Origin of the sequence: Kineococcus arenarius subsp. arenarius (assembly GCF_050871845.1) — a bacterium.
Lineage (GTDB): Bacteria > Actinomycetota > Actinomycetes > Actinomycetales > Kineococcaceae > Kineococcus.
In genome coordinates, this window is sequence record NZ_JBJLSE010000011.1 from 40,118 (window position 1) to 63,082 (window position 22,965).

At 75.0% G+C, this 22,965-nt stretch carries 19 protein-coding genes and 1 pseudogene; 18 read left to right on the top strand and 2 right to left on the bottom strand.

Going from position 1 to position 22,965, the window contains the following annotated elements; all coding sequences use genetic code 11:
• The first annotated feature begins 82 nt into the window (after positions 1-82).
• From ACRYM0_RS04890 to ACRYM0_RS04915, 6 genes are all read left to right on the top strand, one after another.
• Positions 83-2,701 (top strand): ExeM/NucH family extracellular endonuclease, encoded by a 2,619-nt coding sequence (locus tag ACRYM0_RS04890; RefSeq protein ID WP_432502632.1) that lies wholly within the window; start codon positions 83-85, stop codon positions 2,699-2,701.
• Between the two features lie 287 nt (positions 2,702-2,988).
• A complete protein-coding gene (locus ACRYM0_RS04895) occupies positions 2,989-3,948 on the top strand; it encodes a universal stress protein (protein WP_432502634.1) in 960 nt (319 codons plus the stop codon).
• 190 nt (positions 3,949-4,138) lie between these two features.
• Positions 4,139-5,152: a siderophore ABC transporter substrate-binding protein gene (locus ACRYM0_RS04900; RefSeq protein ID WP_432502636.1), complete on the top strand. Its 1,014-nt coding sequence runs from the start codon at positions 4,139-4,141 to the stop codon at positions 5,150-5,152.
• A 111-nt stretch (positions 5,153-5,263) separates the two neighbouring features.
• Positions 5,264-6,280, top strand: a complete 1,017-nt coding sequence (locus ACRYM0_RS04905; RefSeq protein ID WP_432502638.1) for an ABC transporter permease — start codon at positions 5,264-5,266, stop codon at positions 6,278-6,280.
• A complete protein-coding gene (locus ACRYM0_RS04910; RefSeq protein WP_432502639.1) occupies positions 6,270-7,295 on the top strand; it encodes an iron chelate uptake ABC transporter family permease subunit in 1,026 nt (341 codons plus the stop codon). The genes ACRYM0_RS04905 and ACRYM0_RS04910 overlap by 11 nt, the downstream gene beginning before the upstream one ends.
• On the top strand, positions 7,292-8,050 hold the full coding sequence (locus ACRYM0_RS04915) for an iron ABC transporter ATP-binding protein (protein ID WP_432502641.1): 759 nt from the start codon (positions 7,292-7,294) through the stop codon (positions 8,048-8,050). Before ACRYM0_RS04910 ends, ACRYM0_RS04915 begins: the two co-directional genes overlap by 4 nt.
• A gap of 46 nt (positions 8,051-8,096) precedes the next feature.
• Here the strand turns inward: ACRYM0_RS04915 and ACRYM0_RS04920 are convergent, their stop codons facing one another.
• Both ACRYM0_RS04920 and ACRYM0_RS04925 read right to left on the bottom strand, forming a co-directional pair.
• Positions 8,097-8,741, bottom strand: a complete 645-nt coding sequence (locus ACRYM0_RS04920; RefSeq protein WP_432502643.1) for a CBS domain-containing protein — start codon at positions 8,739-8,741, stop codon at positions 8,097-8,099.
• A gap of 96 nt (positions 8,742-8,837) precedes the next feature.
• Entirely contained in the window at positions 8,838-9,491 is a 654-nt protein-coding gene (locus ACRYM0_RS04925) for a QsdR family transcriptional regulator (RefSeq protein ID WP_432502646.1), read from the bottom strand.
• A gap of 71 nt (positions 9,492-9,562) precedes the next feature.
• On the opposite strand from ACRYM0_RS04925, the gene ACRYM0_RS04930 reads away from it, so the two are divergent.
• The 12 genes and pseudogenes from ACRYM0_RS04930 to ACRYM0_RS04985 all read left to right on the top strand — a co-directional run bounded on the left by ACRYM0_RS04930 (position 9,563) and on the right by ACRYM0_RS04985 (position 22,899).
• Entirely contained in the window at positions 9,563-10,741 is a 1,179-nt protein-coding gene (locus ACRYM0_RS04930; RefSeq protein ID WP_432502648.1) for an acyl-CoA dehydrogenase family protein, read from the top strand.
• 217 nt (positions 10,742-10,958) lie between these two features.
• Positions 10,959-12,665, top strand: coding sequence for an ABC transporter substrate-binding protein (locus ACRYM0_RS04935; RefSeq protein ID WP_432502649.1), 1,707 nt, complete (start codon positions 10,959-10,961; stop codon positions 12,663-12,665).
• A gap of 34 nt (positions 12,666-12,699) precedes the next feature.
• Positions 12,700-13,704, top strand: a complete 1,005-nt coding sequence (locus ACRYM0_RS04940; protein ID WP_432502651.1) for an ABC transporter permease — start codon at positions 12,700-12,702, stop codon at positions 13,702-13,704.
• Positions 13,701-14,630, top strand: coding sequence for an ABC transporter permease (locus tag ACRYM0_RS04945; protein ID WP_432502652.1), 930 nt, complete (start codon positions 13,701-13,703; stop codon positions 14,628-14,630). Before ACRYM0_RS04940 ends, ACRYM0_RS04945 begins: the two co-directional genes overlap by 4 nt.
• Entirely contained in the window at positions 14,627-15,664 is a 1,038-nt protein-coding gene (locus ACRYM0_RS04950; RefSeq protein WP_432502654.1) for an ABC transporter ATP-binding protein, read from the top strand. Before ACRYM0_RS04945 ends, ACRYM0_RS04950 begins: the two co-directional genes overlap by 4 nt.
• Complete coding sequence (locus ACRYM0_RS04955; protein WP_432502656.1) at positions 15,661-16,725, top strand: ABC transporter ATP-binding protein; 1,065 nt, start codon at positions 15,661-15,663, stop codon at positions 16,723-16,725. The genes ACRYM0_RS04950 and ACRYM0_RS04955 overlap by 4 nt, the downstream gene beginning before the upstream one ends.
• 124 nt (positions 16,726-16,849) lie before the next feature.
• Positions 16,850-17,170, top strand: a pseudogene (gene mihF / locus ACRYM0_RS04960) (integration host factor, actinobacterial type); the annotation flags it as partial.
• Positions 17,171-17,283: 113 nt separating this feature from the next.
• The gene (gene gmk, locus ACRYM0_RS04965) at positions 17,284-17,892 is read left to right on the top strand and encodes a guanylate kinase (RefSeq protein WP_432502658.1); all 609 of its coding nucleotides are present in this window, start codon (positions 17,284-17,286) and stop codon (positions 17,890-17,892) included.
• Between the two features lie 57 nt (positions 17,893-17,949).
• A complete protein-coding gene (gene rpoZ, locus ACRYM0_RS04970; RefSeq protein ID WP_432483221.1) occupies positions 17,950-18,213 on the top strand; it encodes a DNA-directed RNA polymerase subunit omega in 264 nt (87 codons plus the stop codon).
• A complete protein-coding gene (gene coaBC / locus ACRYM0_RS04975) occupies positions 18,210-19,526 on the top strand; it encodes a bifunctional phosphopantothenoylcysteine decarboxylase/phosphopantothenate--cysteine ligase CoaBC (RefSeq protein ID WP_432502660.1) in 1,317 nt (438 codons plus the stop codon). The genes rpoZ and coaBC overlap by 4 nt, the downstream gene beginning before the upstream one ends.
• Positions 19,523-20,737, top strand: coding sequence for a methionine adenosyltransferase (gene metK, locus ACRYM0_RS04980; protein ID WP_432502662.1), 1,215 nt, complete (start codon positions 19,523-19,525; stop codon positions 20,735-20,737). Before coaBC ends, metK begins: the two co-directional genes overlap by 4 nt.
• A gap of 179 nt (positions 20,738-20,916) precedes the next feature.
• Positions 20,917-22,899 (top strand): primosomal protein N', encoded by a 1,983-nt coding sequence (locus ACRYM0_RS04985; protein ID WP_432502663.1) that lies wholly within the window; start codon positions 20,917-20,919, stop codon positions 22,897-22,899.
• The last annotated feature ends 66 nt before the right edge of the window (positions 22,900-22,965 follow it).

Genomic DNA, 22,965 nt, shown 5'->3' on the forward strand with positions numbered 1-22,965 from the left:
GGTGGGCACCGGGGCCACCGCTGAACGGGGCGGTGGGCGGTTAGCGTCGGCGCGTCCACGTGCCCTCCCGGAAGGACCTGCTGTGCCCACTCGCCCCCGCGCGACCCGCTTGACCGGTGGTTGCACCGCCCTCGGTGTGGCCGGTGTCGCGATCACCGCCCTCGGCCTGCCCGTCACCGCCGCCTCGGCGGCCGCGCCCACCGCGCCGTTCGTCTCCGAGGTCCACTACGACAACGACGGCACCGACACCGGCGAGTTCGTCGAGGTCCAGCTGCCCGCCGGCACCAGTTCCGCGGGACTGTCGATCGTCCTCTACAACGGCGGCAACGGTTCGGTGTACGACACCGACCCCTTGCCCGAGGTGACCGCCCCCGCCGACGCTCCGGCCGTGGCCGTCGTGGAGTACCCCGCCAACGGCGTGCAGAACGGCAGCCCGGACGGCATCGCGCTCGTGTGCGGCGACGAGGTGCTGGAGTTCCTCTCCTACGAGGGGAGCCTGACGGCGGTGGGTGGTCCCGCCGACGGTCTGACGAGCACGGACATCGGCGTCGCCCAGGCCAGCAGCACCCCGGTCGGGCAGTCGCTGCAGCGCACCTACGACGCCACGGCCGACGCGCTGGTGTGGTCCGGCCCCGCTACCGCCACCCCCGGTGCGGTGAACGGCGCCGCCCCCGTGGAACCCGAGCCGGAACCGCCCACGCCGACCGAGCCCGTCGAGGTCGGCGCCGTGCAGGGCACCGGCGCGAGCACCCCGCTGGCCGGGCAGCAGGTCACCGTCACCGGCGTCGTCGTCGGCGACACCCCCGGCCTGTCCGGGTTCTACCTGCAGGACCCCGACGGCGACGGGGACCCGGCGACCTCCGACGGCGTCTTCGTCCACAGCACCGCCGCGGTCGACCTCGGCGACACCGTCACCGTCACCGGTCAGGCGCAGGAGTACTACGAGCAGACGCAGATCTCCGCCCCCGCCGGCGTCACGGTCGTCACCGACGGCACCGCCGCGAACCTGCCCGCCCCCGCCGCGCTGGACCTGCCCGCCGGGGACGAGGAGCGCGAGCGCTACGAGGGGATGCTCGTCGCGCCGGCCGACACCCTCACGGTCAGCGAGGTGTACGACCTCACGACCTACGGCGAGCTGACCCTGTCCGAGGGCGGCGTCCTCGTGCAGCCGACCGAGCTGGCCCGGCCCGGTGAGGCCGCCGAGGCCATCGCCGCCGAGAACGCGCGGCGCAGCGTCGTCCTCGACGACGCCGTCAGCTCCCGGGTGTCCGTCACCACCCGCCCGTACCTGAGCCCGCAGACCCCCGTGCGCGTCGGCGACGAGGTGGGGTTCACCGAGCCGCTGGTGCTCGGCTACGGCTTCGACGCGTGGCGCCTGCAGCCCGCCGACGGCACCGCCGACGGCGTCTTCGCCCCCCGGGACACCCGCCCCGCCGCGCCCGAGGCCGTCGGCGGCGACGTTCAGGTCGGCGCGTTCAACGTCCTGAACTACTTCCTCACCTTCGGCGGCGTCGGGCGCGGCGCCGCGAACCAGGCGGAGCTGGACCAGCAGGCCGGCAAGATCGTCCCCGCGATCGAGGCGCTGGGCGCCGACGTCGTCACCCTCATGGAGATCGAGGACACCGACTCCTCCGGCTACAGCCCCGGTGACGCGAACCGGGCGCTGGCGGACCTGGTGCAGCGGCTCAACACCGCCGCCGGGTACGACGAGTGGGCCTACGTGCCGCTGCCGCAGGAGCTGTACGCCGTGGACCGCGACGTCATCCGCAACGCGATCATCTACAAGCGGGGTGTCGTGCAGCCGGTCGGCGACCCCATCGCGCTCGTCGACGAGGACGTCTGGTTCAACGCCCGCGAGCCGATCGCGCAGACGTTCGTCAAGGACGGCGACCGGTTCACCGTGGTGGCCAACCACTTCAAGTCCAAGGGCTCCAGCGGCGCGGCGGGCGACAACGCCGACACCGGTGACGGGCAGGGCGCCTACAACGGCGACCGCGTCCGGCAGGCCGAGTCCCTGGCCGGTTTCATCGCCGACCTGCGCGAGAGCACCGGCGACGCCGACGTGGTCGCGATGGGCGACTTCAACGCCTACACGCGGGAGGACCCGATCGAGGTCCTGCGCGAGGCGGGGCTGACCGACCTGGGCAGCGAGTTCGACGAGGGCGGCTACAGCTACGTCTACGACGCGCTGTCCGGTTCCCTGGACCACGCGCTGGCCACCGCGGAACTGACCGCGAAGGTCACCGGCGCGACCCACTGGAACATCAACTCGGTGGAGTCCTTCGCCTACCAGTACACCGGCGACGAGGCGCTGTACGCGCCGAACCCCTACCGCTCCAGCGACCACGACCCGGTCGTGTTCGGCATCGACCTCGACGAGCGCTGCCAGGGCCTGGTGCCCACGATCCGCGGCACCGCCGGGGACGACGTGCTGAAGGGCACCAAGGGCCGCGACGTGATCGTGGGGCTGGGCGGCAACGACGTCATCACCGGGGGCAACGGTGAGGACGTGCTGTGCGGCGGCGCCGGCGACGACACCCTCTCCGGCGGCAACGGCGACGACGCGCTGCTGGGCGGGTTCGGCCAGGACCGCCTCGCCGGCGACAACGGCGCCGACGCCCTGGTGGGCGGCCCCGGCACCGACGCCCTGGACCAGGGTCGCGGGAAGGGCGGCCAGGAGCAGGACGGCGCGGAGTCCTGAGCCGCTGAGCCTGCGGTCCGCGGTCCCCGACGGGGTCGCGCGCCACCCGTGACCGGCAGCACGTGAGGTGGGTGGGTGACCACCGGGTCCCCCACCCACCTGCTCAGCGCGCCGACCGGCCGGCCGGCGCGCTCAGCACTGGCGCGCTCAGCACCGGCGCGCTCAGCACCGGCGCGCTCAGCACCGGCACGGGCGCGCGCCAGCTCAGGGCCGGGGCCGTAGGTCCCGGTGTCGCCGGGGCGTCGCGCGGGGCACCCTGGGGGCACCACGGGCGAGGGGCGGTGGACGTGAGCGGCGGCAGCGGGGGCGTCGACGGCGCCGGGGAGCGCTCGCGCGGCGAGGTGGTGGTCGGGGTGCAGGAGGCCGGGGAGTCCGGTGCGGTGGCGCGGTGGGCCGCGGCCGAGGCCCGCCGTCGCGGGGTGCCGCTGCGCCTGGTGCACGCCGAGCAGGTCCCGTTCGGCGCGGACGCGGTGGGCGCGGCCTGGGCCGGTGAGCTGATCGACCAGCTGGACCGCCAGGCGCTGCAGGACCTGCGGGAGCTGGCGGAGCTGGTGCGTGCGACCGCGCCCGGCCTGGAGGTGCGCACCGAGCTGGTGCACGACCACCGCCGCCACGCGCTGCTGCGGGCCTCCGAGCGGGCGTGCCTGGTGGTCACCGGTCCCGGGCGGCGCGGCGGTGCGCTGGGGGAGCTGCTGCTGGGTTCGACGAGCCTGTTCCTCGTGGCGCACGTGCCGTGCCCGGTCGCGGTGGTGCGCGAGCCGCCGGCCGGTGCCGGAGACGGGGGTGGGGGCACCGGTGTGGTGGTGGGCACCGACGGCTCCTGCGCGGCCCGGGCGGCCGAGCACTTCGCCGCGGCCCACGCACGGGCCACGGGGCAGGAGCTGACGGTGGTGCGGGCGTGGTCCGCACCGGCGACGGGGAGCCGGGCGGCGCAGTCCCTGCGCGAGCGGGCGCAGCCCCTGCGCGAGCGGGCGCAGGAGGAGGCCGGGCGGGGGCTGGCCGAGACGGTGCGGCGAGTGCGCGAGGGGCACCCGGACCTGCCGGTGCGGTGCTCGCTGGTGCAGGACGCCTCCCCGGCCGAGGCCCTGCTGGCCGCCGGCGCCGGGGCCCGGTTGCTCGTGCTGGGCTCGCGCGGGCGCGGCGCGTTCGCCAGCGCGTTGCTGGGCTCGGTCAGCCACGAGGTGCTGCACCGCGCCGCAGGTCCCGTGGTGGTGGTCCCGGACGCCGGTCGGCGACGCGCGCTGTGACGCGCCGCACACGTCCGTCAGCGGGCCGGGGCGGCTCGACGGCGACAGCGAGATTAGGTTAGCCTCGCCAACGATCCGATGGGTCGAACCCTCCTGGAACCCGTGCGACCTCCTGGGCGCGCAGGACCGGGACGGACCTCCGCCGTGCCCACGGGCCGAACCGCGCCCTCACAGCAAGGAGAACCAACTCGTGTCCACGATCCGCCCGATCGCGGTGCTCTCCCTCGTCGTCGCGTCCGCCCTGGTCGCCGGGGGCTGCTCGTCGTCCTCCGCCGCCGAGGAGTCCACCGGTGCGGCCGCCGCCGAGACCGTCACCTTCTCCTGGGACCGCAACGTCGCCGGTGAGGACGAGGAACCCCGGTACGAGGAGACCACGGTCGAGGTCCCCGCCGACCCGGAGAGGATCGTCGTCTTCGACATGGCCAGCCTGGACACGATCGGCGCACTGGGCGGTGAGGTCGCCGGCGCACCGCTGGACTCGGTGCCGGAGTACCTGCAGGGCTACCTCGCCGAGGACGCCTTCAACGCGGGCACGCTGTTCGAGGCGGACCTCGTCGAGATCGAGTCGCAGCAGCCCGACCTGATCGTCGTCGGCGGGCGTTCCTCCGCCCTGTACGAGGACCTCAGCGAGATCGCCCCGACCGTCGACCTCAGCCTGACCGGTTCCTACACCGAGAACCTCGAGCGCAACGCGACGTTCCTCGGCCAGGTGCTCGGCGCCGAGGAGGAGGCGGCCACCGCCCTCGCCGAGGTCGAGGCGGGGATCGAGGAGGCCCGGGCCGTCGCGTCCGCCGCCGGCACGGGCCTGGGGGTCATGGTCTCCGGCGGCAAGCTCAGCGCGCTGGCCCCCTCGGGCGAGGACGCGAGCGGCCGCGGCGCGCGCGGCGGCCTGATCTACGACGCGTTCGGCGTGCAGCCCGTGGTCGAGGACGTCGAGGCGGCCACGCACGGCGAGCCGATCTCGTTCGAGTTCCTCCTCGAGCACGACCCCGACTACCTGTGGGTCGTCGACCGCGACGCCGCCACCGGCGCGGAGGGCACCCAGGCGGCCGCTGCGGTCCTCGACAACGACATCGTGAAGCAGACCACCGCCTACCAGCAGGACCACATCGTCTACCTGGACCCGACGGCCTGGTACATCGTGTTCGGCGGCCTCGACACCACGCAGATCATGATCGACGACGTGATGCAGATCGCTCAGTGACCGCTGCGCACTGACACGACCCCGCCCGGGTCCGACGCGACCCGGTGCCCGACTCCGACTGAGACGGCGTTCGAGTGATGTGGCGTTCGACTGACACGGCGTTCGACTGACATGGCGTCCGACACGACCGCGGCGACCACCCCCACCCCGGTGCGCTCCCCCCGCACCGGGCTGGGGGTGCTCGTCGTCCTCCTCCTCGCGGTCCTGGTGGCCCTGAGCCTGTTCACCGGCGTCTCCGACGTCTCCCCGACCTCGGTGCTCACCGGCGGCCGCGACGGCGACGCGGCCTTCCTGCTCCTGGTGAGCAGGATCCCGCGCACGGTCGCCGTGCTGCTCGTCGGCGCGTCCATGGGCATCGCGGGCCTCATCATGCAGATGCTGGTGCGCAACAGGTTCGTCGAACCGAGCACCACCGGGGTCAGCGAGTTCGCGATGCTGGGCATGCTCGTGACGATGGTCTTCCGCCCGGGCATGGCCGTGGCGGGGAAGATGTGCGTGGCCGCGGTGTTCGGCCTCGCCGGCACCTGGGTGTTCCTGCGGGTCGTGCGCGCGGTGCCCGCGCGCCAGCTCGTGCTCGTCCCGCTGGTCGGCATCATGCTCGGCGGTGTCGTGGGGGCCGTGACGACGTTCTTCGCGTACCGGCTGGACCTGCTGCAGTCGCTCGGGCAGTGGTCGCAGGGCAGTTTCTCCAGCGTCATGCAGGGCCGCTACGAACTCGTCTGGATCGCCGGAGCGATGGTCGTCGTGGCGTGGTTCGCCGCCGACCGCTTCAGCGTCGTCGGGCTCGGCGAGGACTTCGCGACCAACCTGGGCCTGAACTACCGCGCCGTCGTCGCCGTCGGCACGGTCGTCGTCGCGGTCATCACCGCGGCGGTGCTCGTGACGGCCGGCACGGTCCCGTTCCTGGGCCTGGTCGTGCCCAACGTCGTCAGCCTCCTGATCGGCGACAACGTGCGCCGCTCCATCCCGTGGGTCGCGGCCCTCGGTGCCCTGTTCGTCGTCGGCTGCGACATCGTCTCGCGCGTGGTGCGGTTCCCGTACGAGATCCCGCTGTCGGTCGTGGTCGGTGTCGTCGGCGCCGCGCTGTTCCTCTGGTTGTTGCTGCGCAGGGGGAGCCGTGCTCACTGAACCCACGCCGGCGGTCGTCCCCTCGGCCCCCGCCCGGCGCCGGCGGAGCGGCGCCACCTCCCGCCCGGCCCGGCCCGGGGTCCGGCTCGCCGTGCTCGCCGCCGTGGTCGCGGGCATGGTCGCCGCCTACCTGCTGCTGGACGTGCCCGGCTCGTACGCCTTCGCGCTGAAGATCCGCGTCCCCGCGGTCCTGGCGATGCTCGTCGTGGCGACGGCCGTGGGGACCTCCACGGTCGTCTTCCACACGATCACCCAGAACCGCATCCTCACGCCCTCCATCATGGGTTTCGACGCGTTCTACGTGCTGATCTCCACGGTCGTCGTCTTCTTCCGCGGGGCGGTCTCGTTCGCGCGGACCGACGAGCTCACCCTGTGGGCCGTCCAGGTCGCCGTCATGGTCGCCTTCAGCGTCTTCCTCTTCACGTGGATGTTCGGCGGCAAGCGCCGCTCGATCCACCTCATGCTGCTGGTCGGCATCGTGCTGGGCACGTTCTTCCGCAGCTTCACCGAGTGGATGCAGCGGATGCTCGACCCGCTGGACTTCCAGGTCCTCACCGACGCGATGTTCGCGTCCCTGACGCGCCCGGACCCGTTGCTGCTGCTCCTCACCGGCGCCCTCGTGCTGCTGGGGTGCGCCGCGCTCGTCCCGCTGCTGCGCACCCTCGACGTGCTGACCCTGGGGGAACCGGCGGCCGTGGGGCTCGGGGTCGACCACCGGCGCGTCGTGATGGTCCTGTTCACGGTCGTCTCCGTGATGATCGCCGCCTCGACCGCCCTGGTGGGGCCGGTGCTCTTCCTCGGCCTGATCGTCGCGAACCTCGCGTACTCGTGCGCGGGGTCCTTCCGCCACGCCTGGACGCTGCCCACCGCCGTGCTCATCGGCGTGGTCTGCCTCCTGGGCGGGCAGCTCGTCCTCGAGCAGCTGCTCGGGTACGGCGGCACCCTGTCCACCGTCATCGACTTCGCCGGCGGCCTGTTCTTCCTCCACCTCGTGCTGCGAAAGGGGACGCGGTGATCGTCCTGGACGGTGTCACCAAGCGCTACGCCGGTCAGGCGGTCCTGGACGACGTGAGCATCCGGTTCGGCGGAGAGGGCGTGACCGCGCTCATCGGCCCCAACGGCGCCGGCAAGTCGACGCTGTTCGCCCTCGTCGGGCGCCTGCTGCGCCCCGACGCCGGCCGCATCGCGGTGGACGGCGAGGACGTCGCGAAGGCGTCGTCGGGCGAGCTCGCCAAGGTCCTGGCGGTGCTGCGGCAGGACAACCACGTCGCGGCCCGGCTGACCGTCCACGACCTCGTGGAGTTCGGCCGCTTCCCGCACACGCGCGGACGGCTCACCGTGCACGACCGCGACCACGTCGAGCGCGCCATCGCCTACCTCGACCTGGAGCCGTACCGCGGCCGCTTCCTCGACGAGCTCTCCGGCGGCCAGCGCCAGCGGGCGTTCATCGCCATGGTGCTGGCGCAGGACACCCGGTACGTCCTGCTCGACGAGCCGCTGAACAACCTCGACCTGCGGCACATGTCTGAGACGATGAAGCTCGTGCGCCGGATGGCCGACGAACTGGGCAAGCGGGTCGTCGTGGTGCTGCACGACATCAACTTCGCGGCGACCTACGCCGACCGCATCGTCGCGATGCGCGCCGGCCGCGTCGTGGCGGACGCCCCGGCCGCCGAGGTCATGCGCCCGGAGGTGCTCCAGGCGGTCTACGACACCAGCGTCGACGTCCGGCTGGTCGACGGCAGGCCCGTGGCCCTGTACTACGGCTGAGCGGGCTCGAGCGGCTCGGGGGTTCGGGGGGCCGCGCGCCGGCCGCTCACGGGCGCGCGCGCCCCACCGGCTGGTCGATCGAGACGTGCGCGTCCACCCCGGACACGTGCACCACCCCGGGCACCGTGCGCAGCAGCACGGCAGCGATGCGCCGCTGCCCGGGGTCGTGCACCCCGTCCAGCGTCACCACCCCGTCCTCGACCTCCACCCGCCACGGCTGCCCGGGCAGGTCCTCGGCCAGGCGCGCCAGCGCCGCGGCGCGCACGTCCTCGTCCGGGTGCGCGATGGTGCGCAGCACGTCGCGCCGCGCCAGGATCCCCACCAGCCGGCGCCCGTCGCACACCGGCGCGGCGTGGATGCCGTGGTCCAGCAGCAGCGCCGCCGCCGTGGCCAGGTCCGTGCGCGGCTCCACCGTCAGCGGCCGCGTCGTCATCACCTCCGCGACCGTGCGCGGCGGCGCCGCACCGTCCCCGCTGTCGCCGTCGCGGTCCATCTCGCGGCTGCGCGGGTCGCTGCCCAGGCGCTCGCGCAGCAGGTCGCTCTCGCTGAGCATCCCCACCAGGTGCCCGTCGGCGTCCAGCACCGGCACCGAGGAGACGCGGTGGTGCAGCAGCGTGCGCGCCGCGTGCGCCACCTCGTCGTCGTCCAGGACCGTCACCACCGGGACCGTCATCGCCTCGCGGACCAGCACCCCGACCACCTCCCGGCGCCCGCCGCGACCCTCGCGGCGCTGCTCACTCCCGATGGTGGCGCCTGAGCGGGCGCACCGCCAGGCCCCCGCGCCGGCTCAGGCGAGGTCGGTGCGCATCACGTGCGCCAGCGCCGCCGCCGCGCGCGCGGTGTCGGGGCGCTCCCCGGCGATGAGGTCGGCGAAGGTGAACGACTCCGCCACCCGCACCAGCAGGTACGCCAGGTCGTGCGCCGGCAGCGCCGGCAGCAGCCGCCCGGCGGCCTCCTCCTCGGCCAGCAGCGACTCCACCGTCGCCACCAGCCGGCGCTGCACGTCGCCGGCCGCCGTGGTCAGCAGCCGCAGCGCCCGCACCGGCTCGCGGTGCAGGAACGCACGGAAGTACGGCGCCGAGATCAGCGCGTCGGTGAACGCCGTCAGCACCGCCACCACGCGCGGCCCGCCGCGCTCGGGCACCGCCGCGTCGATGCGGTCCAGCGTCGGCTCGGCCAGCGACCACAGCAGCTCCGACAGCAGCGCGTCGCGGTTGCCCAGCCAGCGGAACAGCGAGGTGCGGTCCACGCCCAGCTGGGCGGCCAGGGCGCTGACGTCCAGGCGCTCGCCGGCGATGAAACCGCGCCGGGCCCGGCGGAAGGCGTGCACGGCGTCGCCGCTGCCGCCGCCGGCGGCCAGGCGCTGCGACAGGGGCGTGGGCACCAGCAGCACGCCGCGCCGCCCCAGCGGCAGCGCCAGGACCCCCGGTGCGTGCAACACATCGCCGAGTGTTGCAGACTGGGCTCGTGCGGCGCAGCGGCGCGCCGCCTCCACCAGTGACGGAGAACCTCGTGACCGACCTGCTCGCCAGCGACTTCTACGCCTTCCAGGACACCGCCCTGACCCCGCGCGAGCTGGAGTCCGTGCTCGCGCTGCGCGAGTACCTGGAGGCGAGCGTGCGGCCCATCGCCGACGACTGCTGGGTGCGCGCGCACTTCCCCACCGAGGTCGTGAAGCCCCTGGCCGAGCTGGGCTGCTACGGGGCCGCCTGGCCCGAGACGCGCCGCTTCGCCAACTCCGCGGTGCACCGCGGCTGGGTCGCCATGGAGCTCTCGCGCGTGGACGCCTCCATCGCCACGTTCGTCGGCGTGACCAACGGCCTGGCCATGGGCTCCATCGCGCTGACCGGCTCACCCGCCCAGCGCGAGCGCTGGCTGCCGCCCCTGGCCCGCGGCGAGCTGGTCGGCGCCTTCGCCCTGACCGAGCCCGGCTCCGGTTCCGACGCCGCCCGGGGCCTGGCCACCACCGCCCGGCGCGAGGGGGACGAGTGGGTCCTGCACGGCGCCAAGCGCTGGATCGGCAACGCCACCTTCGCCGACGTCGTCGTCGTGTGGGCCCGCGACGTCGCCGACGACCAGGTCAAGGGCTTCCTCGTGCCCCGCGGCGCCCCCGGCTTCACCGCCACGAGGATCGAGGACAAGATCGCGCTGCGCACCGTGCAGAACGCCGACATCGTCCTGGACGGCGTGCGGGTGCCCGAGCAGGACCGCCTGGCGGGCGCCCGCTCCTTCAAGGACACCGCCACCGTGCTGCGCCTGACCCGCGCCGACGTCGCCTGGCAGGCCGTCGGCGTCGCGATGGGCGCCTACGAGGCCGCGCTGGCCTACGCGCAGCGGCGCGAGCAGTTCGGCCGGCCCATCGCCTCGCGCCAGCTCGTGCAGGACCTGCTCGTGCGCAGCCTGGGCGACATCACCGCCTCGCTGGCCCTGTGCGTGCAGGTCTCCAGGCTGCTGGACGCCGGACGCCAGCAGGACGCGCACTCGGCGCTGGCCAAGGCGTACACCACCACCCGCATGCGCGAAACCGTCGCGCGCTGCCGCGAGGTCCTCGGCGGCAACGGCATCGTGCCCGAGCACGGGGTGGCGCGGCACTTCGCCGACGCCGAGGCGATCTACTCCTACGAGGGCACCCGGGAGATGAACACCCTCATCGTCGGGCGCGCGATCACCGGGCACGCCGCGTTCGCCTGAGCGGCGCCGCCGTCGCGCTGGCACTCTGTTCACCGGATCTCCGCCGTTCTGAGCAGATCTCCCGGCGCACGACATGTGTAACGAACGTGTGACACGCGTGGCGTGGCGTTGGTGTACACGTCGCGATCGCCTACGTTCCCCCTGGCACCGGCGCAGACCGCCGGTGGCCGTCGATGCCGCAGCACGCCGCACCACCGACGCCGGAACGAGGGCCCCGATGACCGAGCTGCCCGGGACGGGCGAGACCCGCCGCCCCACCCGCCGCGCCTTCACGCTCGCCTCCCTGGGGGCGGCCGCGCTGGTCACCACCAGCGCCTGCGCCGAGAGCGAGCGCGACGACAGCGGCGACCAGGGCGCCGGCGCCGGCGGGACCGTCGACACGTTCGTGTTCGGCGGTTCCTCCGACCCCGACTCCCTGGACCCGGTGTTCGCCTCCGACGGCGAGACCTTCCGCATCACCCGGCAGATCTTCGAGGGCCTGGTCTCCACCGAGCCGGGCACCACCGAGCTCGCCCCGTCGCTGGCGACGGGGTGGAGCGCCTCCGAGGACGGCCTCAGCTACACCTTCACCCTGCAGCAGGGGGTCACCTTCTCCAACGGCGTCCCGTTCGACGCGAACGCCGTGGTGGCGAACTTCGAGCGCTGGTACGACCTGCGCGGCCTCGCCCAGGGCGAGGACCTGGCGTACTACTACCGTTCGATCTTCCGCGGGTTCAGGACCAACGACGACCCGGCGCTGACCACGAGCCTGTACGCCGGCAGCACCGCCAACCCCGACGGCACCGTCACCGTCAACCTCACCTCGCCGTTCGCCGGGTTCCTCGCGTCCCTGACCCTGCCGGCGTTCGTCATGCAGGAGACCGGCGCGGTCGAGGCCGGTGGCGGCAACGGCGCCGACGGCGGCGATCCGCGGCAGAGCGCCTACGCCACCTCCGGCCCCGTCGGCACCGGACCGTTCGTGTTCGACTCCTGGCAGCGCGGGCAGCAGATCACCCTCAAGCGCAACGACGACTACTGGGGCGAGAAGGCCAAGGTCTCCACCGCCATCGTCCAGTTCATCGGTGACGGGACCGCGCGCCGCCAGGCGCTGCAGAACGGCGACATCGACGGCTACGACCTCGTCGCGCCCGCCGACGTCGCGACGCTGGAGGGCGACGGTTTCCAGATCCAGAACCGCCCCGCCTTCAACGTCCTCTACCTCGGCATCAACCAGGCGTTCCCGCCGCTGAACGACCTGAAGGTCCGCCAGGCGATCGCGCACGCGATCGACAAGGAGGCGGTCGTCCGCAACGCGCTGCCCGAGGGCACCGAGGTCGCCACCCAGTTCATGCCGAGCAACGTCATCGGCTGGAACGAGGACGTCACCACGTACGAGTACGACCCCGACCGGGCGCGTCAACTGCTCGCCGAGGCCGGTCAGAGCGACCTGACCATCCCGTTCAACTACCCCACGGACGTCTCGCGCCCCTACATGCCGGACCCGGCGACCATCTACACCGCCGTCTCCAGCCAGCTCGACGCCGTGGGCATCACCACCACGCCCGTCGCCGAGCAGTGGAGCCCGAACTACCTGGGCACCGTGCAGGGCGGCACCGAGCACGGCATCCACCTGCTCGGCTGGACCGGTGACTACAACGACCCGGACAACTTCATCGGCGTGTTCTTCGGTGCGGCCACCAACGAGTGGGGTTTCGACGACCCCGGCCTGTTCCAGGGCCTGGCCGACGCGCGCACGGCGACCAGCGAGCAGGCGCAGGAGCAGGCGTACCAGGACCTCAACGAGCAGATCATGACGCTGCTGCCCGGTGTGCCGATCGCCAGCCCCGTGCCGTCGCTGGCCTTCGCGCCCGGCGTGTCCGGGTACACCGCCAGCCCCGTCCAGGACGAGGTGTGGAACACCGTCACGGTGAGCGCCGACAGCTGATGCTCCCCACCCCCCGCCGGCGCGGGGAGGGCCCGTGCTGAGCTTCGTCGCGCGGCGCCTGGTCCTCCTCGCGCTGGTGCTGTTCGGGCTGTCCCTGCTGCTGTTCGCCTGGGTGCGGGCCCTGCCCGGCGACCCCGCCCGGGCGCTGCTGGGGGAGAAGGCTACCCCCGCCGGCATCGCCGCGGTCAACGAGCGCTACGGCTTCGACGAGCCCGTGTGGCAGCAGTACCTCACCTACCTGGGGAGGCTGCTGCGCGGGGACTTCGGTGCCTCCATCAACACCGGCGAGCCGGTGCTGAGCACGTTCGCCGAGCGGTTCCCCGCCACGATCGAACTGTCCGTGGTCGCCCTCGTGCTGGCCGTGGGCGTCGGGATCCCCCTGGGGTACCTGGCGGCCCGCCGGCGCGGGGGACTGCTGGACAACCTGGCCGTGGGCGGGTCCCTGCTGGGCGTCGTGGTGCCGGTGTTCTTCCTCGCGGTGCTGCTGAAGTACCTGCTGAGCATCCAGCTGGGGTGGTTCCCCACCTCCGGCAGGCAGGACCCGCGCATCGACGCCACCCACGTCACCGGCTTCTACGTGCTGGACGGCCTGCTGACGCGCGAGTGGGACGCCTCCTGGGACGCGCTGGTGCACCTGGTGCTGCCCGCCCTCGCGCTGGGCTCCATCCCGCTGGCCATCGTCGTGCGCATCACCCGCGCCTCCGTCATCGACGTCCTCGGCGAGGACCACGTGCGCACCGCCCGCGCCAAGGGCCTGCCGGCGCGCGTCATCAGCCGCCGCCACGTCCTGCGCAACGCGCTGCTGCCGGTGTCCACCACGCTCGGCCTGCAGGCCGGCGCGCTGCTGTCCGGCGCGGTCCTCACCGAGACCGTCTTCTCCATCAACGGCATCGGCAGCTACCTGTTCGACGCCGTCAACCAGCTCGACTACCCGGTCCTGCAGGGGTTCATCCTGTTCATCGCCGTCGTGTACGCCCTCGTCAACCTCGCCGTGGACATCAGCTACGGCTTCATCGACCCCCGGGTGCGTGTGTCGTGACCGCCGTCGAGGCCGTCGCCGCCCAGCCGGCCGGCGGACCGCCCCCCGAGAGCACCGGCGCGTCCGGCACCGGTCCCTGGCGCGCCGCCTGGCGCCGGCTGCGGCGCAACCCCGCCGGCCTGCTCGGCGCTGCGCTCGTGGCGGTGTTCGTCCTCGTCGCGCTGCTGGCCCCCGTGCTGGCTCCGCACGAGCCCGCCACCGCCGAGTGGTTCGGCCAGGTCACCCCCACCTCGGTGCCCGGGCCCAGCGCCGGGCACCCCCTGGGCCTGGACGCCTTCGGCTCGGACCTGCTGACCCAGCTGCTCTTCGGCGCGCGCTCCTCGCTGGTCATCGGCGTGGTCTCCACCGCGGTGGGCCTGGCCGTCGGCGCCGCCCTGGGCCTGCTGGCCGGCGGCGTCGGCGGGTGGGTCGACACCGCCGTCATGCGCGTGGTCGACGTACTGCTGTCCATCCCGTCGCTGCTGCTGGCCGTCTCCGTCGCCGCCGTCCTCGGGCGCAGCGGCGCCTCGATCATGCTGGCCATCGCCGCCGCCCAGGTGCCGGTCTTCGCCCGGCTGCTGCGGGCCTCGCTGCTGGCGCAGCGCGGGCAGGAGTACGTCGTGGCGCTGCGCTCGCTGGGGCTGCGTCCCCGGCGCATCGTCGTGAGCCACATGCTGCCCAACTCCCTGGGCCCGGTGCTGGTGCAGGCCACCCTCGTGCTGGCCACCGCGGTCATCGAGGTCGCCGCCCTGTCCTTCCTCGGCCTGGGCGACCCGGACCCCGCCGTCGCCGAGTGGGGCCGCATGCTCGTCACCGCCCAGGCGCGCCTGGAGCAGGCGCCGCACCTGGCGCTCTACCCCGGCCTGTGCATCGCCGTCACCGCGCTGGGCTTCACCCTGCTCGGCGAGGCGCTGCGCGAGGCCCTCGACCCCCGGAGCGACCGGTGAGCACTCCCCAGCCCCAGCCCCAGCCCGGCCGCACCCCCGAGCCCCTGCTGGCGGTGCAGGACCTGCGGGTGCGCTTCACCCGCCGCGGCCAGGAACCCGTCACCGCCGTGGACGGCGTCTCCTTCACCGTCGGCGCAGGCGAGGTCGTCGGCCTGGTCGGCGAGTCCGGCTGCGGCAAGTCCGTGACCTCCCTGGCCGTCATGGGCCTGCTGCCCCGCCGGGGCGCGCACGTCAGCGGCTCGGTGCGCTTCGACGGCACCGAGCTGCTGACGCTGCCGCCGGCGCAGCTGGCCCGCCGGCGCGGCAAGGACCTGGCCATGGTGTTCCAGGACCCCATGACCTCGCTGAACCCCGTGCTGACGCTTGGCCGGCAGCTGACCGAGGTGCTGCGCGCGCACACCGACCTCACCCGCGCCCGGGCGAAGGCCGAGGCAGTGGACCTGCTGGGCCGCGTCGGCATCCCCGACCCGCGCCGCCGGGCGGGGGAGTACCCCCACCAGCTCTCCGGCGGGATGCGCCAGCGGGTGCTCATCGCCACCGCCCTGGCCTGCTCGCCGAGGCTGATCATCGCCGACGAGCCCACCACCGCCCTCGACGTCACCATCCAGGCGCAGGTCCTCGACCTGCTGACCACCCTCGTCCGGGAGTCCGGCACCGCCATGCTGCTCATCACCCACGACCTCGGCGTGGTCGCCGGCACCTGCGACCGCGTCAACGTCCTGTACGCCGGCCGCGTCGTCGAACAGGCCCCGCGGCGGGAGCTGTTCGCCGCCCCGCGCCACCGCTACACCACCGGCCTGCTCGGCGCCGTGCCCCGCGTGGACGCCCCCGAGGGCACCGCCCTGCGGCCCGTGCCCGGCACCGTGCGCGACCGGCTGCCCTGGAGCGAGGGCTGCGCCTTCCTGCCCCGCTGCGCGCGCGGGGACGACGCCTGCCGCGGCGGGGAGGTCGCCCTGGCCGAGCAGGCACCGGGGCACCGGGCCCGCTGCGTGCACCCCGCAGGCGCCCCGCTCGCCGCCGGCGGTGCCCGGTGAGCGCCGCGCTCGAACCCGAGGTGGCCGCCACCGCCGTGCAGCCCCTGCTGTCCGTACGCGGGCTGCAGGTGCACTACCCCGTCCGCACCGGGCTCCTGCGCCGCACCGCGGGCGCGGTGCGCGCCGTCGACGGGGTCGACCTCGACGTCCCGCGCGGCACGACCTACGGGCTGGTGGGGGAGTCCGGTTGCGGCAAGTCCACCCTGGGCAGGGCCGTGCTGCGCCTGACCGAGCCCACCGCCGGGTCCGTCGTCGTCGCCGGCACCGACCTGCTGTCGCTGGGGCCCGAGGCGCTGCGCCGCGAGCGGCGCCGGCTGCAGATGGTCTTCCAGGACCCGCTGGCCAGCCTGGACCCCCGCCAGAGCGTGGAGAGCGCCCTGACCGAGCCGATGGCCGTGCACGGCCTGCCCGGCGGCCCGCGCGCCCACCGCGCCAGGGCGCGCGAGCTGCTGGACCGGGTGGGCCTGCCCGTCGCCGCCGCCGGGCGCTACCCCCACGAGTTCTCCGGCGGGCAGCGCCAGCGCGTGGGCATCGCCCGAGCCCTGGTGCTCGAACCCGACCTGCTCGTGGCCGACGAGCCCGTCTCCGCGCTGGACGTGTCCGTGCAGGCGCAGGTGCTCGTGCTGCTGGAGGAGCTGCAGCGCGAGCTGGGCCTGACCTACCTCGTCATCGCCCACGACCTGGCCGTCGTCAAGCACGTCAGCAGCACCGTGGGCGTGATGTACCTCGGCGGCATCGTCGAGGAGGGGCCCAGCGCGCCGGTGTACGCGCGCCCGCTGCACCCCTACACGCGCGCGCTGCTGTCCGCGGCGCCCGTGCCCGACCCCGTGGCCGAGGAGCGCCGCGAGCGCATCGTGCTGACCGGCGACCTGCCCAGCCCCGCCGACCCGCCCTCCGGGTGCCGCTTCCGCACCCGGTGCCCGTGGGTGCAGCCCACCCGTTGCGCCGACGAGCGCCCCGCGCTGCGCACCGTGGCCGGGCACCCCGCCGAGCAGCGGGTCGCCTGCCACTGGGCCGAGGACATCGAGTCCGGGCGCCTGCCCGCGCGGGCCGCCGCCTGAGACGACCCCGCCGTTGCCGCTGCCCGCGGGGTGTCGCTAGGTTGCCGCGCACGCCCTGACCAGCTGCGCCGACCCGCCTGCTGACCAGCGGGCCTGCCCCAGCCGGACGACCCGAGGTGACACCGTGGCCCTGCCTCCCCTGACCGCCGAACAGCGCGCAGCCGCACTGGAGAAGGCGGCCGCCGCCCGACGCGAGCGCGCGGAGGTGAAGAACCGCCTGAAGTACGCCGGCGGCTCCCTGGAGGACGTCGTCCGGGAGGGCCAGGAGAACGAGGTGCTGGGCAAGATGAAGGTCTCCGCGCTGCTGGAGTCCCTGCCCAACGTCGGCAAGGTCCGCGCCCGGCAGATCATGGCCGAGATCGGCATCTCGGAGTCGCGGCGCGTGCGCGGGCTGGGCGCGCACCAGATCGCCGCCCTCGTGGAGCGCTTCGGCGGCGCGCGGGCCACCGGCGGTGAGGGCGCCGAGGGCGGCCGGGACGGTGCCGGTGGCGCCGCGGGCGCCGCCGGCGCGGCGCCGGCGAGCGCGAACGGGAACGCGAACGGGAGCGCGGCCCGCCCGTGAGCGACGCGCACCACCCCCCGGTCCAGCACCGCCCGCACGCCCCCGGCCCCGCGCGCCTGACCGTCCTGGCCGGGCCCACCGCCGTGGGCAAGGGCACCGTCTCGGCCGACCTGCGCCGGCGCTACCCCGAGGTGTGGATCTCGGTGTCGGCGACCACCCGCCCCCAGCGGCCCGGCGAGGTCGACGGGGTGCACTACCACTTCGTCTCCGAGGAGACCTTCGACGGCTACGTCGAGCGCGGCGAGCTGCTGGAGTGGGCCCGCGTGCACGGCCGGCACCGCTACGGCACCCCCCGCGGGCCCGTGCAGCAGGTGCTGGCCTCCGGGCGCCCGGCGCTGCTGGAGATCGACCTGGCCGGCGCCCGGCAGGTGCGCCAGGCGATGCCCGAGGCCCGCTTCGTCTTCCTGGCCCCGCCCAGCTGGGAGGAGCTGGTGCGCCGCCTGGTCGGGCGCGGCACCGAGACCGAGGCCGAGCGCGAGCGGCGCCTGGCCACCGCGCGCGTGGAGCTGGCCGCCGAGCCGGAGTTCGACGTGACGATCTACAACGACGACGTCCAGCGCGCCACCGACGAGCTCGTGGGGTGGATGGGCCTGGCGAGCTCGTAGGATGGGCGGGTCTGCCCGTCGCCCGACGGGGGCACCCCCGAACCGAGGAGAGTCACCGTGGCTGGAACCGTCGCGTCGCCCGAGGGCATCACCAACCCGCCCATCGACGACCTGCTGACGGCCGCCGACTCCAAGTACGCGCTGGTCATCTACGCCGCCAAGCGCGCCCGGCAGATCAACGCCTACTACTCCCAGCTGGGCGAGGGCCTGCTGGAGTACGTCGGCCCGCTGGTGGAGACCCACGTGCAGGAGAAGGCCCTGTCGGTGGCCATGCGCGAGATCAACGAGGGCCTGCTGACCTCGGAGCCCACCGAGCAGTGAGCCCCGCCCGCGGCCCGCGGGTCGTGCTGGGGGTCGCCGGCGGCATCGCGGCCTACAAGGCCGCGGTGCTGCTGCGCGAGCTCACCGAGTCCGGCCACGACGTCACCGTCGTGCCCACCGCCGCCTCCGAGCGCTTCGTGGGCCGCGCCACCTTCGAGGCCCTGTCCGGGCACCCGGTGGCCACCGACGTGTGGACCGGCGCCGAGCAGGTCCCGCACGTGCGCCTGGGCCGGCACGCCGACCTCGTGGTGGTGGCCCCCGCCACCGCCGACCTGCTGGCGCGCGCCGCGCACGGCCTGGCCGACGACCTGCTGACCAACGTGCTGCTGACGGCGACCTGCCCGGTGCTGCTGGCCCCGGCCATGCACACCGAGATGTGGCAGCACCCGGCGGTGCAGGACAACGTCGCGCTGCTGCGCTCGCGCGGCGTCACCGTCCTGGAACCCGCCTCCGGGCGGCTGACCGGTGCCGACACCGGTCCCGGCCGCCTGCCCGAGCCGTCCGAGATCGCCGCCGCGTGCCGGCGCCTGCTGGGCTCCGGAGCGCGCCGCGGCGACCTGGCCGGGCGGCGCGTGGTCGTCTCCGCCGGCGGCACCCGCGAGCCGCTGGACCCGGTGCGCTTCCTGGGCAACCGCTCCTCCGGCCGCCAGGGCGTGGCGCTGGCGGCCGCGGCCGCCGCCCGCGGCGCGCGCGTGACCCTGGTGGCCGCGCACCTGGAGGTGCCCGCCCCGTCGGCCGTGCACGTCGTGCCGGTGGGCACCGCGCTGGAGCTGCGCGAGGCCGTGCTCGCCGCAGCCGCCGGCGCCGACGCGGTCGTCATGGCCGCCGCGGTGGCGGACTTCCGCCCCGCCACCCGCGCCGAGAGCAAGATCAAGAAGTCCGAGGACCCCGCCCGCGACCCCGTCGTGGTCCTCGAGCGCAACCCCGACGTGCTGGCGGAGCTGGTCGCCACCCGCAGCACCGGCACCGGCACCGGCACCACCAGCGCCGGCGGCGGCACCGGGGCCCGCGGGCCCGTCCTGGTCGGCTTCGCCGCCGAGACCGGTGACGCCTCCGGCAGCGTCCTGCAGCACGGGCGCGCCAAGCTGGCCCGCAAGGGCTGCGACCTGCTCGTCCTCAACGAGGTCGGCGAGGGCAGGGGCTTCGCCACCGCCACGAACGAGGTGGTCCTGCTGGGCGCCGACGGCACCGAGCGCACCGTGCCCGAGAGCAGCAAGGACGTCGTCGCCGACGCGGTGTGGGACGCGGTGGTGCCTATGCTGACCGCGATCACCCCGCAGGTCCCCGAGACCCCCGAGACTGGAGCCCCGTGACCACCCCGCTGCGCCTGTTCACCTCCGAGTCGGTGACCGAGGGCCACCCCGACAAGATCTGCGACCAGATCTCCGACGGCGTCCTGGACGCCCTGCTGGCGCGCGACCCCCGCAGCCGGGTGGCGGTGGAGACCATGGTCACCACCGGGCTGGTGCACGTGGCCGGCGAGGTCACCACCGAGGCGTACGCCGACATCCCCACCATCGTGCGCCGCACCCTGCTGGAGATCGGCTACGACTCCTCCGCCAAGGGCTTCGACGGGCGCACCTGCGGGGTCGAGGTCTCCATCGGCTCGCAGTCCCCGGACATCGCCCAGGGCGTGGACGAGGCCTGGGAGAACCGCCAGGCCGGGTACGGCGACACCGCCGGCGCCGACCCGCTCGACCTTCAGGGCGCCGGCGACCAGGGCCTGATGTTCGGCTACGCCTGCGACGACACCCCCGAGCTGATGCCGCTGCCGATCCACCTGGCGCACCGCCTGGCCCAGCGCCTGGCGCAGGTGCGCAAGGACGGCGAGGTGCCCTACCTGCGCCCGGACGGCAAGACGCAGGTGACCATCGGCTACGACGGCGACAAGCCCGTCACCCTGGACACCGTGGTGCTGTCCACCCAGCACGAGCCGGGCGTGGACCTGGTCAAGACCCTCACCCCGGACGTGCGCCGGCACGTGATCGAGCCGGTGCTGGAGGGCCTGGAGCTGGACACCTCCGACATCCGCCTGCTGGTCAACCCCACCGGCCGCTTCGAGATCGGCGGCCCCATGGGCGACGCCGGACTGACCGGCCGCAAGATCATCGTGGACACCTACGGCGGCATGGCCCGCCACGGCGGTGGCGCCTTCAGCGGCAAGGACCCCTCCAAGGTGGACCGCTCCGCCGCCTACGCGATGCGCTGGGTCGCCAAGAACGTCGTGTCCGCCGGCCTGGCGAGCCGCTGCGAGGTGCAGGTGGCCTACGCCATCGGCAAGGCGCACCCGGTGGGCCTGTACGTGGAGACCTTCGGCACCGAGCAGGTGGCGCTGGGGCGCATCCAGGCCGCCATCCGCGAGGTGTTCGACCTGCGCCCGGCCGCCATCGTGCGCGACCTGCAGCTGCTGGCGCCCGTGTACGCACCGACCGCGGCGTACGGCCACTTCGGCCGCGAGCTGCCCGGGTTCACCTGGGAGCGCACCGACCGCGTCGATGCGCTGCGCGCCGCCACGGGCAGCTGAGCGAGCAGGGCCCCGGCGCCCCGGCCCCGGACGAGCCAGGGCCGCGCGGGCAGGGGCCGCAGGACGCCGGGGCACCCGCGCCGGAGCCCACCGCCGCCCCGGCGGCCGAAGCCCCCCGCAAGCCCGCCCGCAAGAGCCCGCGCGGGCCCGCCGGGCGGCGCGGCAAGCCCCTGGAGGGCGTGGCCGGCACCGACCCGGTGGCCCGGGTGCTGGTCTCGGTGCCCCTGCCGCACCTGGACCGCCCCTTCGACTACCTCGTGCCGGCCTCCATGGAGCACACCGCCGAACCGGGCCGGCTGGTGCGGGTGCCCTTCGCCGGCAGCGACGCCGAGGGGTGGGTGCTGGCGCGCACGGCCGCCAGCGAGCACCCCGGCAAGCTCGCGCGGCTGCGGCGCGTCGTCTCCGGCCTGCCCGTGCTCAGCCCGCAGGTCCTCACCCTGTGCGAGCAGGTCGCCGAGCACTACGCCGGCACCCTGGCCGACGTCGTGCGCCTGGCCGTGCCCGGCCGGCACGCCGGCGCCGAGGAGGCGCTGCTGCGCGCCGAGGCGGTGCACCACGAGCCGGTGCCCGACCCGGTCGCCGCCGGCGAGGACCTCGCCGGGTGGCAGCGGCACAGCGCCGGTCGCGCCTTCCTGACCCACCTGGCCGCCGGCGCCGGCCCGCGCGCGGTGGCCACCCTCGCGCCGGGCACCGACCTGCCCGACGCCCTGGCCGTGGCCGCGCGCGCCACCCTGGCCTCCGGGCGCACCGCCCTGCTGGTGGTGCCCGACCACCGCGACCTGCTGCGCCTGGACGCCGCCCTGACCCGGCGCCTGCCCGCCGGCGCGCACGTCCTGCTGGAGGCCGAGGCCGGTCCCGCCGCCCGCTACGGCGCGTTCCTCCAGGCCCTGACCGGGCGCGCCCGCGTCGTGGCCGGCACCCGCGCCGCGGTCTTCGCGCCCCTGCCGAACCTGGGCCTGCTGGCCGTCCTGGACGACGGCGACGACTCCCACGCCGAGCAGCGCGCCCCCTACCCGCACACCCGCGAGGTCGCCGTGCTGCGCGCCGACGCCACCGGGGCGGCCGCCCTGTTCGCCGGGCGCACCCGCACCGCCGAGACCCAGGTGCTGCTCGAGCGCGGCTGGGCGCGCGCGGTGCTGGCCGAGCGCGAGGTCGTGCGCGCCGGCGCTCCGCGCATCGCGGTGGCCGGCACCACCGGCCCCGACGCCCAGGACCCCCTGGCCGCCGCGGCCCGCCTGCCCAGCGACGGCTGGCGCGTCCTGCGCGAGGCCGTGCGCCGCGGCCCCGTGCTGGTGCAGGTGCCGCGCACCGGGTACGTGCCGACCCTGGCGTGCCGCACCTGCCGCGAACCGGCCCGCTGCACCGCCTGCCACGGCCCGCTGGCCATCACCGCCGACGACCAGCCCGCCTCCTGCCGCTGGTGCGGGCGCCCGGCCACCGACTGGACCTGCCCCACCTGCGGCGACACGCGCCTGCGCGCGGTGGTCACCGGCGCCCGGCGCACCGCCGAGGAGCTCGGGCGCGCCTTCCCCGGGGTGGACGTGCGCACCTCCGGCGGCTCACGCGTGCTCGACGACGTGCCCGCCGAACCGTCCCTGGTCATCGCCACCCCCGGCGCCGAACCGCACGCCCCCGGCGGGTACGCCGCCGCCCTGCTCCTGGACGGCTGGGCGCTGCTGAACCGCCCCGACCTGCGCGCCCAGGAGGAGGCGCTGCGCCGCTGGTGCGAAGCCGCCGCCCTGGTGCGGCCCGTCACCGCCGGCGGCGCCGTCGTCGTCGTCGCCGACCCGCAGGCCGCCGCCGTGCAGGCCCTGGTGCGCTGGGACCCCGCCGGCTTCGCCGAGCGCGAGCTGGCCCAGCGCGCCGAGCTGGACCTGCCGCCCGCCGCCCGCTTCGCCGGCCTGATCGGCCCCGCCGCCGACGTGGCCGAGGCCGCCGCCGCGACCGTCGCCGCCCTGCCCCCGGGCACCCCCGCGCGCCTGCTGGGCCCCATCCCGCTGCCCGAGCGGCCCGGCACCGCACCGGTCGTGCGCACCGTCGTGCGCGTGCCGCACGAGGCCTCCACCGACCTGGCCCGCGCCCTGAAGACCGTCACCGCCGGGCGCAGCGTGCGCAAGCTGCCGCTGGTGCGGGTGCGGGTGGACCCGCAGCAGATCGGCTGAACCCCGGCGCGCACAGCACCGCCTCGCGCGCCGGGCCCGCTCGTGCCACGATCCCGCCACGACGGG